The sequence below is a fragment of the Aminobacter carboxidus genome, from assembly GCF_014863355.1.
GTDB lineage: Bacteria > Pseudomonadota > Alphaproteobacteria > Rhizobiales > Rhizobiaceae > Aminobacter > Aminobacter carboxidus.
In genome coordinates this window covers 56,859-73,703 of sequence record NZ_JACZEP010000016.1, presented here as the reverse complement: position 1 = coordinate 73,703, position 16,845 = coordinate 56,859, and the positions used below count along the sequence as shown (strand labels likewise).

Genomic DNA, 16,845 nt, shown 5'->3' with positions numbered 1-16,845 from the left:
TTGGTTAACAGGGCATTTTTACTGATTCGGGGGCGGAATCATGATTGTAATCGTGGACGAGCGAGAGCTCGTCACCAACGGATATAATTCACTCTTTGACAGGGAAGGTGTGGCGTGCGCAGGCTTCCGTTCGACCGAATTCGGCGAATGGGTCACCAGCGCTCCCGACGAGGATCTGCGCTCGGTTCGCGCTTTCCTCATCGGTGACTGCAACGAGGGTTCGATCTCGCCGCGTCAGCTGCGTGACCGCTCCAAGGCACCTGTCATCGCACTCAGCGAACAGAACAACCTCGAAAACACGCTCAAGCTTTTCGAGTCGGGCGTCGACGACGTCATCCGCAAGCCCGTGCATATCCGCGAAATCCTCGCCCGCATCTCGGCGATCCGCCGCCGCGCCCAGGAAGACACCGGCTTCACCCAGATCGGCGCCATGCGCATCTTCATGGATGGCCGCGATCCCGAAATTGACGGCCAGCCGATGCCGCTGCCACGGCGCGAACGCCGAATCCTCGAGTATTTGGCAAGCAACAGCGGCCGCCGGGTTACCAAGACGCAGGTCTTCAACGCGATCTACGGTGTCTTCGATGAAGAAGTCGAAGAAAATGTCGTGGAAAGCCACATCTCAAAGCTGCGCAAGAAGCTGCGCGAGCGTCTTGGCCACGACCCGATCGATTCGAAGCGTTTCCTCGGCTACCGGCTGATCGTCTGACCAGCCTCGCGCAAGACATGCCACGTAACTTCACTAGCGTGGCATGAGATTTGAGGAGACCACCGATGAGCCTTTACGGAATGATGCGAACCGGCGTTTCGGGCATGAACGCCCAGGCGAACCGGCTGTCGACGGTCGCCGACAACATCGCTAACTCGAGCACGACCGGCTACAAGCGCGCCTATACCGAATTCTCGTCGCTGGTCCTGCCCAGCACGCCCGGCGCCTACAATTCCGGCGGCGTCACCACCAAGGTGCTGAACGCCATCGCCAAGGACGGCACGCTGCAGTACACGACATCGGGCACCGATCTCGCGGTCCAGGGCAACGGCTTCTTCGTCGTCCAGGATGCTTCCGGCTCGCCCTACCTCACCCGCGCCGGCTCGTTCGTGCCCGACGGCCAGGGTCGCCTCATCAATGCCGCCGGCTACCAGCTGATGGGCTACAGCTACGCCAACGGCGTGCCCGCCGCCACCGCCAACGGCTTCGACGGCCTGGTGCCGGTGCAGATCTCGAGCTCCGAGCTCACCGCGCTGCCGACCAAGAACGCCACCTTCACGGCCAACCTGCAGAGCGACGCTGCCATATCGACCGGCCCGCTCCCGAGCACGAACGCCGCCGGCGCGACCTATACGTCGAAATCGTCGATGGTCATGTATGACAACCTCGGCGCCAAGAAGATCGTCGACATCTATTACACCAAGACCGGCGCCAACACCTGGGACGTCGCCGTGTACGACCAGTCCAAGGCGACGGCCGGAACATCGTTCCCCTATGCCGCTGGCGGTCTCCTCACCAGCAGCACGATGACCTTCGACGGCACCACCGGCAAGCTGACCAGCGCGGGCAGCCTCAGCTTCACCGTGCCGAACGGTGCGCCGGTGACCCTCGACATCTCCAAGATGACGCAGCTCGCCTCGCCCTACACCGTGACCAAGGCTGTCGCCGACGGCAACGGGCCGAGCACCATCGAGCGTGTCGAGATCGACACCGACGGCACCATGTACGCCCAGTACGCGGACGGCTCGATGAAGCCGCTGTTCAAGATTCCGCTGGCCGACGTGGCAAGCCCCGATCGCCTGAACAGCCTTTCGGGCAACGTGTTCCGTGAAAGTGCTGACTCCGGCCCGGTCCAGATCGGCTTCGCCGACTCGGGCGGCCTCGGCAAGATGATCTCGGGCGCGCTCGAAAACTCCAACGTCGACATCGCCGAAGAACTCACCGCGATGATCGAGTCCCAGCGTAACTACACTGCCAATTCCAAGGTCTTCCAAACCGGAGCGGACCTGATGGATATCCTCGTCAACCTGAAGAGATAGGACTGACGGGCTTATCGCCCGCTGGAAAAACATAGCATGTCGCTGTCGTCTGCCATCAGCATAGCCCAATCTGCGCTTCGCAACACGTCGCGCCAGACAAGCACTGTTTCCCGCAACGTCGCGGATGCATCAAACCCTGACTACGTGCGCCGCACGGCGGTGCTTGCCAGCACCGGCCCCGGGGCGCGCGTGGTCGAAATCCAGCGTGCAACCAACGAACTGCTGTTTCGCCAGAACCTCTCCGCTCTGGCCGATTTCACCGGCCAGAACACCCTCCTTGAGGGCCTGCAGAAGCTGTCGCTCGACGTCAACGGTTCGGAAAACAAGGGCTCGGTCGCGACCGTGCTCGGCAAGTTCCAGCAGGCGCTGCAGCTTTATGCGGCAGCCCCTTCCAACCAGAACCTCGGCACGGCAGCGATCGACGCCGCCCGCCAGGTGGTGCGCTCGCTCAACGACGGCAGCGATGCCATCCAGCGTATCCGCACCGAAACCGATGGCGAGATCGCCACGACCGTCGACGACCTCAACAGGCTGCTCGCCGATTTCGAGCAGGCCAACAAGCTGATCATCCAGGGCACCCGCGCCGGGCGCGACGTCAACGACTCCCTCGACCAGCGCGATGCCATCCTGAAGAAGATCTCCGAGATCGTGCCGATCTCGACCTTCAAGCGCGGCGACAACGACATGGTCATTACCACGGGTAGTGGCACGACCTTGTTCGAGACCATCCCGCGCACCGTCAGCTTCACACCCCTGGCCGGCTACTCCGCCGGCGTCACCGGCAACAAGGTCCTCATCGATGGCGTGCCGCTCCAGCCCGGCATCGGCGCCAACACCGACGCCGGCGGCAAGCTCGCTGCCATGATCCAGGTCCGCGACAGCGTCACCACCACGATGCAGGCGCAGCTCGACGAGATGGCACGCGGCCTGATCACCGCCTTCTCCGAAACGGCACCCGCACTCGCCGACCAGGCAGGACTGTTCACCTGGTCAGGTGGTTTGACGGTCCCGCCGGCCGGCGTACTGGTCGACGGTCTGGCCCGCTCGATCAAGATCAATCCCGCGGTCGACCCCGATGTCGGCGGCAATCCCAAGCTGCTGCGCGACGGTGGCATCAATGGTGTCGCCTACGTCAAGAACCCCGCCGGCAACGCCTCCTATGCCGACCTGTTGATCTCCTATGGCAACCGCATCGACCAGACGATGACCTTCGATCCGGCTGCCGGCATTGCCACCAATTCGAGCCTCAGCACCTTCAGCACCAACTCGATCGGCTGGTTCGAGGGCATGCGCAAGCAGGCCTCCGCCGCAGCCGAGACAAAGGAAGCGCTGGCCGTCCGGACCGCCGAAGCGCTGTCCAACGAAACGGCAGTCAATGTCGATGTCGAGATGTCGCTGATGCTCGATCTCGAGCACGCCTACCAAGCCTCGGCGCGGCTGATGAAGGCCGTCGACGACATGCTGGCCGCACTTTTGGCAGCCGTGAGATAGCACGATGAAGGCAACATTCGTCTCCTCCTCCGCGGTTACCAACGCTCTGCGCTACTCGATGCTACGCCAGCAATCGGAGCTCATCAAGGCACAGAAGGAAGCCACCTCGGGCTTCGTCGCCGACACTGGCCTGGCACTTGGCGCTCGTACCGCGCAATCGGTCACACTCCACCGGGACTACGATCGTCTCGACGGCATCGTCGATTCCAACGGCTTGGTATCTTCACGTCTGGCAGCGACGCAGAAGTCGCTCAACGAAATTGGCAAGGCGGCACAGAGCTTCCTGGCCAGCCTGACAAGCAGTGCCTCCGGAGACGCCGGCTACGCACTCACGCAAAAAAGCGCACGCGGCACGCTCGACACGTTGACCTCTGTGATCAACACCAGCCTCAACGGCGAGTATCTGTTCGCCGGCACCAACACCGACGTCAAGCCGATCAATGACTTCAAGCCCGGCTCGCCCGCCAAGGCGGCGTTCGACGCGGCTTTCCAGGCGCATTTCGGCTTCACCCAAAACGATCCGGGCGCGCAGACCATCACCGCCGCCCAGATGGACGGCTTCATGACCACCGTCGTCGAGCCGATGTTCCTCGGCGCCGGCTGGCAGGCCAATTTCTCCAACGCCACCGACAAGGGCATCACCAGCCGGATCACGCTCAACGAGACGACCGAGTCCTCGGTCAGCGCCAACAATATCGGCATCCGCAAGGTTGCGATGGCTGCCGCCATGATCAGCGACCTGCTCGACTCGAATGTCGGCCAGGCGGCTCGCGGCGCACTGGTCACCCGCGCGGTTTCAGTGATCGGCGCCGCGATCAGCGACATCGGTCAATTGGAAGCACAGACCGGCATCATCGAGCAGCGCGTTACAAACGCCACCGACCGCATCAAGATGCAGATGGACCTGTTCGAGCGCCACATCATCAACACCGAGGGCGTCAACCCAGAGAAGGCGGCGACGCGCGTCACCGATCTCATTTCCCTGATCGAGAAGTCATACGCACTGACGGCACGCATCCAGAAGCTCAGCCTGATGAACTACCTCTGACGTGAACGGCAACAAACGGGACGCATATGTATCAATTTTCCTATGCCGACATTCAGACCGACTCCGTCGCCGATGCGCGGGATCGCGAACGTCAGCTTCTCAGCCGCTCGATCGACATGCTGATCAAGGCCGGCGAAGCCGGAACCAATTCCACTGAAGCAATCGCGGCACTGAACTTCACCAACCGGGTCTGGACCTCGCTGCTCGACGACCTCGGCAATCCTGAGAACGCGCTTCCCAAGGAACTGCGCGCCAACCTCATCTCGATCGGCTTGTGGATCCTGCGCGAGGGCGAGGACCTGCGCCAGGGGCGCGCCGACAGCTTCGAAGGCCTGATCGAGGTCTCGCAGATCATCCGCGACGGCATCCAATGAAAAACACCCTGAAGATCTCGCTGAAGGCCAACGAGAAGATCTACATCAACGGAGCCGTGGTGCGTGCCGATCGCAAGGTCTCGCTCGAACTGCTCAACGATGTGCAGTTCCTGCTCGAGAGCCACGTGCTGCAGCCCGAACAGGCCTCGACGCCGCTGCGCCAGCTCTACTTTATCCTGCAGGTGATGCTGGTCGACCCGATAGGCGCGGTCCAGGCGCGCGACATGTTCCGCCGCTCGCTGCCGCTGCTGCTCGCTACGTTCGACAATGCCGAGATCCTGTCGAGCCTCAAGCATGTCGACCGGCTCGTTGCCGAAGACCATGTCTACGAAGCATTGAAGACGATCCGTTCTCTTTACCCACTCGAGCAGCGCATCATCGCCGGCAACGATTCCCAGCCCGTCGAACGCGCCATCGCAGCCGGAGGAAAATACTGATGGCCATTGATTTCACCGCACCGGTCAACGCCAACACCAACGCCAATGCCAACAAGACCGGCTCCAAGACCCAGGTCGACTACCAGTCCTTCCTCAAGCTGCTCATGGCGCAGATGAAGAACCAGGACCCGACAAAGCCGATGGAATCGACCGAGTATGTGGCGCAGCTCGCCACCTTCTCGCAGGTCGAGCAGTCGGTGCAGATGAACGCGCGCCTCGACCAGATCCTGCAGTCCTCGGCGCTCGCCCAGGCCGACGCGCTGATCGGCCGCAACATCACCTCGGCCGACGGAAAGACCTCGGGCACCGTTACCGAGGTCCGCCTCGCCAAGGACGGCGTCACCGCCGTGCTGGCCGACGGCAAGACGGTCGCGGTCGTTGCAGGCGTCAAGGTCAAGGCTGCTGCGTGAACGAAGCCGATGCCCTGGACCTTGTCCAGTACGCCATCTGGACAGTGCTGACCGCCTCCGCACCCGCGGTCGCGGCGGCCATGCTGGTAGGCGTCGTTATCGCCCTGATCCAGGCCCTGACCCAGATCCAGGAAATCACGCTTACCTTCGTTCCCAAGATCGTCGCCATCTTCCTGGTGGTGGCTCTGACCGCCCCGTTCATCGGCGCCCAGATTTCCAGCTTCACCAACGTCATCTTCCAGCGCATCGAAAACGGCTTCTGACGTTGCCTGGCGGCCTGGTCCGTCTACATAAGTCCGACGCGTCCTCTGTGGCCCGTAGCCGCGCCGCCGCTGGCCCATCCCGGCTTCATACAAATGGGTTCACCCCGCCCGCCGATCATGGTCTAGTCGTTTGCGCATGATCGAAATCGATTCCCGGAAAAGATCGTGCATCGACAGGAGGGCCACGGTGTCCTTTGCGCCTCCCAAGGGATGCGTGGCGCTGTAGCGGCAAATCACACGAGGGCACCCGGCTCGGCCGGCTTGGCGCATGGACGACGACCACCAGTACGAGCAAGGTTCGGCACTCGCGCCCTTCAAGCACGGCATCTTCCGTTCGGTCTGGTTCGCCAGTCTGGCCTCGAATTTCGGCAGCCTGATCCAGTCTGTCGGCGCGGCCTGGCTGATGACCTCGATCGCCACCTCGTCGGACATGGTGGCGCTGGTCCAGGCCTCCATCTCACTGCCGATCATGCTGTTTTCGCTCGCCTCCGGCGCGCTGGCCGACAGCTACGACCGCCGCCGCGTCATGCTGACCGCCCAGTGCTTCATGTTCGCCGTCTCGGCAGCCCTGACGCTGTTTGCCTATCTCGGCCTGATCACGCCCTGGCTGCTGCTCGCCTTCACCTTCCTCATCGGCTGCGGCACCGCCCTCAACAACCCATCCTGGCAGGCGTCGGTCGGCGACATGGTGCCGCGCACCGTGATGCCGGCGGCTGTCGCCCTCAACTCGATGGGCTTCAACATGACGCGCAGCGTCGGCCCGGCGATCGGCGGCATCATCGTCGCCGCAGCCGGAGCCGCGGCCGCCTTCGCCGTCAACACGCTGAGCTACTTCGCGATCATTTTCGTCCTGTTCCGCTGGCGCCCTGAATATCCGGCAAACCCGCTGCCGCGCGAAACGCTCGGCCAGGCCATGGGTGCGGGCCTGCGCTATGTCGCCATGTCGCCCAACATCGGCAAGGTGCTGCTGCGCAGTTTCGCCTTCGGCTTCACCGCCGTCGTCATCCAGGCGCTTTTGCCGCTGGTTGCCCGCGACCTCGTCGCCGGCGGCCCGCTCACCTACGGCATCATGCTCGGCGCCTTCGGCGTCGGCGCCGTCGGCGGTGCGCTGATCAGCGGCCGCATCCGCAGCAGCATGTCGAGCGAATCCATCGTGCGCTCGGCCTTTCTTGGCTTCGCTTTGTGCAGCTGGATAGCCGCCTTCAGCTCCAACGCCTGGCTCACCAGCGCAGGCCTGCTCATCGGCGGTGCCTGCTGGGTGCTGGCGCTGTCGCACTTCAACATCACGGTGCAGATGTCGACCCCGCGCTGGGTCGTCGGCAGGGCGCTGTCGATCTACCAGATGGCGACCTTCGGCGGCATGGCGCTCGGCAGCTGGGTCTGGGGTCTCGTCGCCGAAAGCAACGGCCCAGCAACCGCCCTGATCGCCGCCGGCGTGGTCATGCTGGTCGGCGCTGCCATCGGCTTCCTGTTGCCGCTGCCCGAGCACACGGCGCTCAACCTCGACCCGCTCAACCGTTTTCGCGAACCGCATCTGGCGCTCGACGTCCGGCCGCGCTCGGGACCCATCGTCATTTCGATCGAGTTCATCATCCGCGAGGAGGACGTACCGGCATTCCTCGATGCCATGACCGAACGCCGCCGCGTCCGCCGCCGCGACGGTGCTCGCAACTGGGTACTGGCGCGCGACCTCGAAAACCCGGAGATATGGGTCGAGACCTACCACACCCCGACCTGGCTCGAATACATCCGCCACAACCAGCGCGCCACCCACGCCGACGCCGTCATCGGCGACAAGCTGCGCGCCCTGCATAGCGGCGCCCAACCACCCCGCGTCCACCGCCTTATCGAACGCCCCACCAGCCTCGCCGCCGCCCTCGGCAGCCACAAGGGGCATATCGAGCTGCATTGAGCATGGGGCCGCTGCGCCGACATCCGTCGGACAGAGCTCCTCTGTCACCCCTGTCAGCATCCCGCAACTCTCCTGGTAAACGGACGAGGGTAATCCCTCCCACCCTCGCGCAAGCTTGGCGCAATAGGGTCAAGCAGCCGTGACATTGGCTCGCGGCGGGATTCGATCGGAAGTATCAATGGCGGTCAGCGAAACCATTTCGGGCGAAGGCACAGCGAACAAGAGTGGGCGCGACGTCTTCTTCGCCGTCGGCATCGTCATCATCCTGGCCGTGCTGTTCCTGCCGATCCCGGCCTTTCTGATCGACGTCGGCCTCGCCTTTTCGATCGCCATTTCGGTGCTGATCCTGATGGTCGCACTGTGGATCCAGCGCCCGCTCGACTTTTCGTCATTCCCGACGATCCTTCTGATCGCCACCATGCTGCGCCTGTCGCTCAACATCGCCACCACGCGCATGATCCTGTCGCACGGCAACGAAGGCACCCATGCCGCCGGCTACGTTATTTCCGGCTTCTCGAATCTCGTCATGTCCGGCGACTTCGTCATCGGCCTGATCGTGTTTTTGATCCTGATCGTGGTGAACTTCATCGTCATCACCAAGGGTGCGACGCGTATCGCCGAAGTCGGCGCACGTTTTGCCCTCGACGCCATTCCCGGCAAGCAGATGTCGATCGACGCTGATCTCTCTGCCGGCATGATCGACGACAAGACCGCCCAGTTGCGCCGCCGTGAACTGGAAGAGGAAAGCTCGTTCTTCGGTTCGATGGACGGTGCCTCGAAATTTGTCCGCGGCGACGCCATCGCCGGCCTCATCATCACCGCCATCAACATCATCGGCGGCATCGCCATCGGCTATTTCCGCCACGACATGGGCATGGGCGAAGCCGCCGACGTGTTCATCAAGCTGTCGGTCGGCGACGGCCTCGTCACCCAGATTCCGGCACTGATCGTCTCGCTCGCCGCCGGCCTGCTGGTCTCCAAGGGCGGCACCCGCGGCTCGGCCAACCAGGCGGTGTTTGGCCAGCTCGGTGCTTATCCGCGCGCACTCTACGTCGCCGCTGGCCTGCTTTTGCTGCTCGCGCTGCTGCCGGGCCTGCCGATGTTGCCGTTCCTCTCGCTCGCCGTGGCCATGGCAGCACTTGGCTACGTCATTCCGATGCAGCACCAGCGCCGTGTGGCCGAGGCCGACGCCGAAAAGGAACAGGCTGAAGCCGACAAGGTCGAAGAAGAGAAGAACTCGGTCAAGGCATCGCTCGCCACCGCCGAGATCGAACTGCTGATCGGCAAGCAGCTGTCCACGCGCCTGCTCGCCACGCATCAGGAACTCGCCTTCCGCATGTCGAAGATGCGCAAGAAGTTCGCTACCCAGTACGGCTTCGTCGTGCCGGAAGTGCGCATGACCGACGACTTCTCGATCCCGCCCAAGAGCTACCAGATCAAGGTCCACGGTACCGTCGTCGCCGAATACCAGATGCGCGTCGGCGAAATCATGGTGCTGCTCGGTTCGCGCGAGCTGCCCGACATTCCGGGCGAGGAAGTGCGCGAGCCGGCCTTCGGCATGCGCGCCTTTTCGGTGCTCGATTCCTTCGCTGAGGATCTGAAACGCGAGCAGTTCACCTTCGCCGACAACATGTCGGTGCTGCTCACCCATCTCTCCGAGGTGATCAGAAACAACCTGCCGCAGCTTCTGTCCTACAAGGACATGAAGGCGTTGCTGGAGCGCCAGGATCCCGAATACCGCAAGCTTGCCGACGAAATCTGCACCTCGCACATCACCTATCCGGGCCTGCAGGCGGTGCTCAAGCTGTTGCTCGCCGAGCGCGTGTCGATCCGCAATCTCCACCTCATCATCGAGGCCATCGCCGAGATCTCACCGCATGTGCGCCGCACCGAGCAGATCGTCGAGCATGTCCGCATCCGCATGGCGCAGCAGATCTGCGGCGATTTGAGCGAAGGCGGCGTGCTCAAGGTGCTGCGTCTCGGCAACCGCTGGGACCTCGCCTTCCACCAGAGCCTCAAGCGCGACGCCAAGGGCGAAGTGCGCGAGTTCGACATCGACCCGCGCCAGCTCGAGGAGTTCGGCCAGGATGCCTCCAAGGCAATCCGGACCCATCTCGAAACCGGCGAGCGCTTCGTCATCGTCACCGCACCAGACGCGCGTCCTTACGTTCGCATGATCATCGAACGGCTGTTTCCGACCCTGCCGGTGCTCAGCCATGTCGAGATCGCCAAGGGCGTCGAACTGCGCGTGCTCGGTACCGTCTCATGAATGCCGCCGCGCAAGGCATGGTCCTTGCGGCGTTTCTCGCCTTCTGTCGCATTGGCGGCTGCTTCATGCTGATGCCCGGAATATCGAGCGTGCGTGTGCCCATGCATGTCAGGCTGTTCGTCGCGGTTGCCGCCACCGGCGGGCTTCTGATCCACCTCTGGGACCAGATCTTTCCCTTCGTCGATGCCCGCCCCGGCGTGCTGATGCCGATGATCGCGTCTGAACTTCTGATCGGCGGCCTGATTGGACTGATGGCCAGGCTCTACATTCTGGCGCTGATGTTCATGGGCTCGGCAATCGCCATGCTGATCGGCTTCGGCGGCGTCGGCGGCCATGCCATCGAAGAAAACGAACCGCAGGCAGCCCTTGCCTCGATCATCTCGATCGCAGCGCTGATCTTGCTGTTCACCTTCAATTTCCATCACGAGATCATCCGCGCGCTCGTCGCCTCCTATCAGGTCGCGCCGGTCAACATGTTCTTCAATCCGCAGGCCGCCCTGGTCGACGTCACCGACACGCTGTCGGAGAGCTTCATGGTGGTGCTCAGGCTCGGCAGCCCGTTCGTCGCCTATGCCATCCTGATCAACCTGACGATCGGCTTCGTCAACAAGCTGACGCCGCAGATCCCGGTCTACTTCATCTCGCTGCCCTTCGTCGTCGCCGGTGGCCTGATGCTGGTGTATTTCGGCATCGCCACCATGCTCAGCCTGTTCGCCGACGGCTTCGTCGACATCACCGTGGGGAGATAGGCATGGCAATGTCACGCCGGGATCGTCTGAAGAAGCTGATCGTCGTGCAGGAGCAGCTCAAGGCGCTGCACGAGACCCGCCATGCCGGCTTTGTCGCCAATGCCATTGCCGCTGAAGCCGAGGCGCAATCGCTGTCGGACAGCTTCGACAGCGCCGACGGCATCTCGCAGCTGTTCCCCGAGCTTTACCATCGCCGCATCAAGGAGGCGATCGACAAGAAGCAGCTCAATCTCGGCCTCGCCAATGTCGAGGTCGGCAAGATCGCCACAGCCACCGCCCGCACCAATATGGTCGAGCGTGCCTACCGCGACGTCCGCCGCCAGGACGAGCGTGACAGTGCCGACCGCGAACGTCTCGAAATCATTGAAAGAAAGTCGGCTGAAGACAAGTAAGGTTGCCGCAAGCTTGACCCTCCACAATCAGCAGTAACGCAAACCCGGAAAGGCGAGCCAGATTTGGCCATCTCCCCACCCAGCGACATCATTCTGGACGTTGCCAAGGCCGTCGAGCCGGCCGGCATCCAGGCTGCGCGCGCGGCACTCGCCAACCGGACGGCTAACGCAGGCACGTCAGGCGCCTTCTCGCTCACCGAGGCGGAAGTTACCGGCGGCGTCGGGCGCCAGCCAGACAAGACCTCGGCCGACGCCTCGATGAAGAAGTTCGAGGCGATGGTGCTGCAGACCTTCATCGGCAACATGATGCCGAAGAACACCGAAAGCGTGTACGGCAAGGGCATGGCCGGCGACATGTGGAAGTCCATGATGGCCGAGCATCTCGCCAAGCAGACCGCCGAAGCCGGTGGCATCGGCATCGCCAGGACGGTGATGCGCGACCACTATATCAAGGACGAAAAGGCGGTGCCGGTAAGCGGCGTCTCCGGCGGCCCCGAAAAGGCTGCGCTCGACGAACAAATGAGCCAGGCCACTGCGCTCATCCAGGAATTGCAGCGGAAGATGGTGCGCTCGCTGGGAAGCGACGATGCCGCCTCCGTCACTGACACCAAATCGTAGAGGATAGGATATGTCGGATCTCTCCGAATACAGGACGAACCTCCCGGCGACGGCCGATCTCATCGACGTCGCCCGTCCGGGCAACGTCGCGGCCATCATCAGCCGCATCGAAGATGCGGTCGAAGAAGAGACCGCCGCCATCCGCACCGACATCCATTTCGACATCAAGGCGTCGAACGCGCGCAAGAGCCGTTATCTCTACGAACTGACCCGCGCCACCAAGGGCCTAGTCGAAGGCGATTTCCCGAACGAGCTCAAGGTCGGTGTCGAACGCCTGCGCGACAAGCTCGTTGCCAATGAGCGCGCGATCCTTGCCCATCTCAGCGCCGTCAGCGAAGTCGCCTCGCTGCTCAGGGACGCGATCCAGCGCTCCGAAGCGGACGGCACCTATTCGGCCAACGAATTCGGGTGGGCGCGGTGATCAAGTTCATCGCGGCGGCGCTGTGGATTGTCGCCGTGACCCTCGGCGCGGTCTTCTATTCGTTCCAGGCCGCAGCCAACCTGCCGGCGACCGAGGAGCAGAAGCCGCTGCTCGGTGGTCTCGATTACGTCAAGACCGACGTCATCTCCGTGCCGCTGCTCAAAGACGAGCGCGTGCATGGCTATTTCCTCACGCGCCTCGTCTATACGGTCGAGCCCAAGGAAGTATCAAAGATGTCGGTGCCGATGGACTCCCTGCTCATCGACCAGGTCTATTCGTATCTCTACGGCAATCCGCAGATCGACTTCACCGAATACGAAAAGCTCGATCTCGATGGCTTTCGCAACGGCATCCGCGACGCCATCAACACGCGTGTCGGCTCGAAGCTGATCCACGAGGTGATGGTCGAGCAGATCGACTTCCTCACCCCTGACGACGTCCGTGACAACGCGGTGCGCCAGCGTGAATCGGCTGCCGCCGCAGCGGTCGAAGCCGCAAAGCCTGCGGAAGCGACCCCGGCCAAGGCGCATTGATACAGGCAGGCAGCCAGCATGGCTGCCTCATGTCCTCGGTTCACATGACCATCGCCAGCCAATTCTACGTTGACGTAAACGTAAGATGCCAGCTATAGGCAATCCAGTCCTGTGACATGGCCGGCTCGTCCGGATTGGTCCGGGGAGGCCGGGCGCAAAGCGCCTTTCAGGAAAAGACCAGGAGAGAGCCATGAGCATTCAGGCAGTCGCAGACAAGATCAAGGCGAAGGTGGAGAGCGCCGGATTTGACCGCTCGATCAAGTTCGACACCGGCGGCGATGGTGTCATCGTCATCGACGGCAACACCCTTACAACGACCGACGGGCCGGCCGACTGCACCATCAAGCTGTCGCTCGACGATCTCGAGTCGCTGATCGCTGGCGACCTCAACCCGACGATGGCGTTCATGACCGGCAAGATCAAGGTCGAGGGCGACATGTCGGTGGCGATGAGCCTGAGCCAGCTGCTCTAAGCCCACGACGCGGAATCATCCAAAAGAAAGGCCCGGCGTCACAACCGGGCCTTTTTGCATGCGATTTATGCTCGCCTTGGTTGAAGGCGCAATGCAGCGGCAATGGTCAGGGTCCACATCCCCTCGCAGGGACGTTTCGCGATGTGGAGATTCATATGAACCGAAACCGATTGGCCGCTTTGGCCGCGACCCTGTGCGTCGCAGTCCTCGCCGGCTGCGTGGATGACCGATACGGACCTCGCGAATGGGATGGCCCCAGGCATGGTCCGCGCAGCTGGGATGGCCCCAGAAGCGGCCCCGGCAATTGGGACGGTCCACGCAGGCCTCGCAACTGGGATGGCCCGCGCGAATACCCCCGTCATGGCCCGCCGCCGCGTCCGCGCGGCGAACCGCTCGACTGCCGAGGCGGACCGGCAACGACGCCGTCGCCCGATTGCATCGACCGTCCGAGACCACGCCGCTTTTCCAACGACTGACAACAAAGGCCGGGTTCACCCGGCCTTTTTCGTCTCGTGAAGGACAATGGCATGGCCAGTCCGACCGGTAATGTCCCCACAACAATTGGAGCCCACATCGCCCCGGTCAAGTTCACCCGGAGTGTTATGTGAATCGAAATCGACTGATTGCCCTGGCTGCGACCCTATGTGCAGCAACCCTTGCAGGCTGCGTGGATGATCGCTACGGCCCGCCGCGCTGGGACGACACGCGCTACCCACCGCGCCATGGGGACCACCCGCGCTATCATCCGCGTCCGCCGGTGCCGCCAATGCCACCGCGCCCGCCTCGTGCACCACGCCCGCCATTTTCGGAACCGGTCTTCTGCACCCAGGACTATGGCCGGCCACGGCATCCGGGTTGCGATGGCAGGCGGCGGCCACGCCATGGCGGCGACCGCTACTACACCTACGAACAGTGACCGATGGCGCGGTGCCCATCCGGGGCACCGCGTCTCCAAAGCAATCGTGGAACCGACGTGGAGCCGAAGGTGAGACGAAACCGCCTTGCAGCAATGGCAGTGGTAGTGGCTTGCGCGATGCCGCTGTCGGGCTGCGGATACCTTGGCTCGGCGATCGGCCTGGACGACGGGCACGCCGTGCAGGCGGAGCGGCCTTCAAGGTTGCCGCTGTCGCCACAACCATCGATCGCCTGCGTCAAGGACAGGACGCCGTCGCCGACCTGTTTTCCGGCAGCTCCAAGCCGCATGGCGGCTTGGAGCTGACTTTGCCCAGATTGCTTCAGGCCACTGGACGGCACGCTCCGCTCAGCGCGCCAAGCGTCCTGCGGGACGCGTAAAGGACCCGCTCGGGCTGTCAGACGACACGTCGCTCTTGGCAAATGCCGCAGGCGACTTGCGAACCGAAGCGCCGAGCTTGCGACCGGCCGCCTTGAGCACGCCCCTGGCGCCGTCCAGCGTACCGGGCACGAGTTCCAGCGCCAGGAAGCGGTCGCGTTCGTAGGGTCCGGGCATCGAGAGCTGCCCGGTCTTCTCAGTGGTGAAACCGAAGCGCGCGTAATAAGGCGCGTCGCCGACCAGCAGGATGGCGCGGTGGCCAAGCCGTGCAGCCTCGGCGATCGCCTGGCGCATCAGCGCCGAGCCGATGCCGGCACCCTTGGTCGACGGATCGACAGCGAGTGGGCCGAGCAGCAGCGCTGCCGGGCCGCCCTCGCCCAGGCGCACGTCCCACAGTCGCACGGTGCCGATGGCCGACCCCTCGGCATTGCGCGCGATCAGCGCCAGGCCCTCGGATGGGCGGCGGCCACGCCGCAGCTTCTCCGACGACTTCTTGCGCCGCTTCGGGCCCATGGCCCGGTCGAGCAGCGCTTCGCGCGCAGCGACGTCGGCAAGGTTTTCAGCCACGATCACGATGTCGGGCGAGGTCTCGATGGCTTCTTTTTCGGTATGCATGTCCGTGATCCTTCACGAGCGGAGAACAGGTCCACAAGCGAACCCGTGCGGGCGCCGATTGCGCCCGCGCCGGGGTGATCTGATCGGCTCTCAGCGCATTTTCAGGCGAAGTGGAAGCGGTTCGCCGTTCGAAAATGCGCCGAAGTGAGCGCCGTCAGATCACGTAGGATCGGAGAGGCTCGAAGCCGTTGAAGGCGACCGACGAATAGGTCGTCGTGTAGGCGCCCGTGCCCTCGATCAGCACCTCGTCGCCGATGGTCAGTGACAGGGGCAACGGGTACGGCGTCTTTTCATACATGACGTCGGCCGAGTCACAGGTCGGGCCGGCGAGCACGCAAGGCGACTTCTCGTCTGCGTCACGCGCGGTCACGATCGGATAGCGGATCGCCTCGTCCATCGTCTCGGCGAGACCGCCGAACTTGCCGATGTCGAGGAACACCCAGCGCACATTGTCGTTGTCGGCCTTCTTGGAGATCAGCACGACTTCCGACTTGATGACGCCGGCATTGCCGACCATGCCGCGACCCGGCTCGATGATGGTCTCCGGGATGCTGTTGCCAAAGTGCTTGGACAGCGCCTCGAAGATGGCCTGGCCATAGGCCTGGGCCGCCGGCACGTCACGCAGGTAACGCGTCGGGAAGCCGCCGCCCATGTTGACCATGCCGAGCATGATGCCTTCTTCGGCAAGCTTGGCGAACACCTTCTTGGCGTCGGCCAGCGCACGATCCCAGGCGGTCAGGTCGGTCTGCTGCGAGCCGACATGGAACGACACGCCATAGGAGTCGAGGCCAAGCGCCTTGGCAACGCGCAGCACGTCGACGGCCATGTCAGGCACGCAGCCGAACTTGCGCGACAGCGGCCACTCAGCGCCTTCGCCATCGGTCAGCACGCGGCAGAACACACGCGAGCCGGGAGCGGCGCGCGCGACCTTCTCGACCTCTTCGACGCTGTCGACGGCGAACAGGCGGATGCCGAGTTCGAAGGCGCGCGCGATGTCGCGCTCTTTCTTGATGGTGTTGCCGAAGGAGATGCGCTCGGCTGGAGCGCCGGCATCCATGGCCATCTCGATTTCGGCAACCGAAGCGGTGTCGAAGGACGAGCCCATGCCGGCGAGCAGGCGCAGGATCTCAGGTGCCGGATTTGCCTTCACGGCGTAGTAGACCTTGGACTCCGGCATGGCCTTCTCGAAGGCGCGGAAATTGTCGCGCACGACATCGAGGTCGACGACCAGGCACGGGCCGGACGGGCGTCGGGTGGCGAGGAAGTCGAGGATGCGCTGAGTGGCCATAGGTCTCTCCATCGCGCGGTCCTGCCGCGCAAAAAATCAACAAGCTGCGGGACGGCCGTTCCCGGCCACGGAATCCCGCGGTGGACAAAGACATGACCGCTATTTGATGGATCCAGCCTGTGGAGACCCTGGAACCATAAATGCGCTTCACGCGGCGGTGAACCTAAGCCAGCCCGGCTTCGGTTCGCTTTGTCTGCCTTGGCTTGGAAATGGGAAGACCCGTTCCGCACTGCC

General features: G+C 63.4%; 18 protein-coding genes. 16 read left to right on the top strand and 2 right to left on the bottom strand.

The window, feature by feature from the left end:
• The first annotated feature begins 40 nt into the window (after nucleotides 1-40).
• From IHE39_RS27640 to IHE39_RS27565, 16 genes are all read left to right on the top strand, one after another.
• Nucleotides 41-709 (top strand): response regulator transcription factor, encoded by a 669-nt coding sequence (locus IHE39_RS27640; protein WP_115730958.1) that lies wholly within the window; start codon nucleotides 41-43, stop codon nucleotides 707-709.
• 65 nt (nucleotides 710-774) lie between these two features.
• Entirely contained in the window at nucleotides 775-2,028 is a 1,254-nt protein-coding gene (locus IHE39_RS27635) for a flagellar hook protein FlgE (protein WP_184769667.1), read from the top strand.
• Between the two features lie 36 nt (nucleotides 2,029-2,064).
• Complete coding sequence (gene flgK / locus IHE39_RS27630; protein WP_192568748.1) at nucleotides 2,065-3,519, top strand: flagellar hook-associated protein FlgK; 1,455 nt, start codon at nucleotides 2,065-2,067, stop codon at nucleotides 3,517-3,519.
• 4 nt (nucleotides 3,520-3,523) lie between these two features.
• Nucleotides 3,524-4,567: a flagellar hook-associated family protein gene (locus tag IHE39_RS27625; RefSeq protein WP_192568747.1), complete on the top strand. Its 1,044-nt coding sequence runs from the start codon at nucleotides 3,524-3,526 to the stop codon at nucleotides 4,565-4,567.
• A 26-nt stretch (nucleotides 4,568-4,593) separates the two neighbouring features.
• Nucleotides 4,594-4,941, top strand: coding sequence for a flagellar biosynthesis regulator FlaF (gene flaF / locus IHE39_RS27620; RefSeq protein WP_184769664.1), 348 nt, complete (start codon nucleotides 4,594-4,596; stop codon nucleotides 4,939-4,941).
• The gene (gene flbT, locus IHE39_RS27615; RefSeq protein WP_184769663.1) at nucleotides 4,938-5,378 is read left to right on the top strand and encodes a flagellar biosynthesis repressor FlbT; all 441 of its coding nucleotides are present in this window, start codon (nucleotides 4,938-4,940) and stop codon (nucleotides 5,376-5,378) included. Before flaF ends, flbT begins: the two co-directional genes overlap by 4 nt.
• The gene (flgD, locus tag IHE39_RS27610) at nucleotides 5,378-5,788 is read left to right on the top strand and encodes a flagellar hook assembly protein FlgD (RefSeq protein ID WP_192568746.1); all 411 of its coding nucleotides are present in this window, start codon (nucleotides 5,378-5,380) and stop codon (nucleotides 5,786-5,788) included. Before flbT ends, flgD begins: the two co-directional genes overlap by 1 nt.
• Nucleotides 5,785-6,051: a flagellar biosynthesis protein FliQ gene (fliQ, locus tag IHE39_RS27605; protein WP_184769661.1), complete on the top strand. Its 267-nt coding sequence runs from the start codon at nucleotides 5,785-5,787 to the stop codon at nucleotides 6,049-6,051. Before flgD ends, fliQ begins: the two co-directional genes overlap by 4 nt.
• A gap of 268 nt (nucleotides 6,052-6,319) precedes the next feature.
• The gene (locus tag IHE39_RS27600) at nucleotides 6,320-7,963 is read left to right on the top strand and encodes an MFS transporter (RefSeq protein WP_192568745.1); all 1,644 of its coding nucleotides are present in this window, start codon (nucleotides 6,320-6,322) and stop codon (nucleotides 7,961-7,963) included.
• A 178-nt stretch (nucleotides 7,964-8,141) separates the two neighbouring features.
• Nucleotides 8,142-10,232, top strand: coding sequence for a flagellar biosynthesis protein FlhA (gene flhA / locus IHE39_RS27595; RefSeq protein WP_184769659.1), 2,091 nt, complete (start codon nucleotides 8,142-8,144; stop codon nucleotides 10,230-10,232).
• Nucleotides 10,229-10,981 (top strand): flagellar biosynthetic protein FliR, encoded by a 753-nt coding sequence (gene fliR, locus IHE39_RS27590; RefSeq protein WP_192568744.1) that lies wholly within the window; start codon nucleotides 10,229-10,231, stop codon nucleotides 10,979-10,981. Before flhA ends, fliR begins: the two co-directional genes overlap by 4 nt.
• A gap of 2 nt (nucleotides 10,982-10,983) precedes the next feature.
• On the top strand, nucleotides 10,984-11,373 hold the full coding sequence (locus IHE39_RS27585) for a hypothetical protein (RefSeq protein WP_246485658.1): 390 nt from the start codon (nucleotides 10,984-10,986) through the stop codon (nucleotides 11,371-11,373).
• A 63-nt stretch (nucleotides 11,374-11,436) separates the two neighbouring features.
• Nucleotides 11,437-11,991: a rod-binding protein gene (locus tag IHE39_RS27580; protein WP_192568743.1), complete on the top strand. Its 555-nt coding sequence runs from the start codon at nucleotides 11,437-11,439 to the stop codon at nucleotides 11,989-11,991.
• 10 nt (nucleotides 11,992-12,001) lie between these two features.
• Nucleotides 12,002-12,412, top strand: a complete 411-nt coding sequence (locus IHE39_RS27575) for a hypothetical protein (protein ID WP_184769656.1) — start codon at nucleotides 12,002-12,004, stop codon at nucleotides 12,410-12,412.
• Nucleotides 12,409-12,945 (top strand): hypothetical protein, encoded by a 537-nt coding sequence (locus IHE39_RS27570; protein WP_192568742.1) that lies wholly within the window; start codon nucleotides 12,409-12,411, stop codon nucleotides 12,943-12,945. Before IHE39_RS27575 ends, IHE39_RS27570 begins: the two co-directional genes overlap by 4 nt.
• Before the next feature lie 133 nt (nucleotides 12,946-13,078).
• Entirely contained in the window at nucleotides 13,079-13,417 is a 339-nt protein-coding gene (locus IHE39_RS27565) for an SCP2 sterol-binding domain-containing protein (RefSeq protein ID WP_312880831.1), read from the top strand.
• Nucleotides 13,418-14,678: 1,261 nt separating this feature from the next.
• On the opposite strand, the gene IHE39_RS27560 is transcribed toward IHE39_RS27565, so the two are convergent.
• Both IHE39_RS27560 and odc2 read right to left on the bottom strand, forming a co-directional pair.
• Nucleotides 14,679-15,323, bottom strand: a complete 645-nt coding sequence (locus tag IHE39_RS27560) for a GNAT family N-acetyltransferase (RefSeq protein WP_192568741.1) — start codon at nucleotides 15,321-15,323, stop codon at nucleotides 14,679-14,681.
• A 154-nt stretch (nucleotides 15,324-15,477) separates the two neighbouring features.
• Nucleotides 15,478-16,611, bottom strand: coding sequence for an ornithine/lysine decarboxylase (gene odc2, locus IHE39_RS27555; RefSeq protein WP_184769652.1), 1,134 nt, complete (start codon nucleotides 16,609-16,611; stop codon nucleotides 15,478-15,480).
• Between the last annotated feature and the right edge of the window lie 234 nt (nucleotides 16,612-16,845).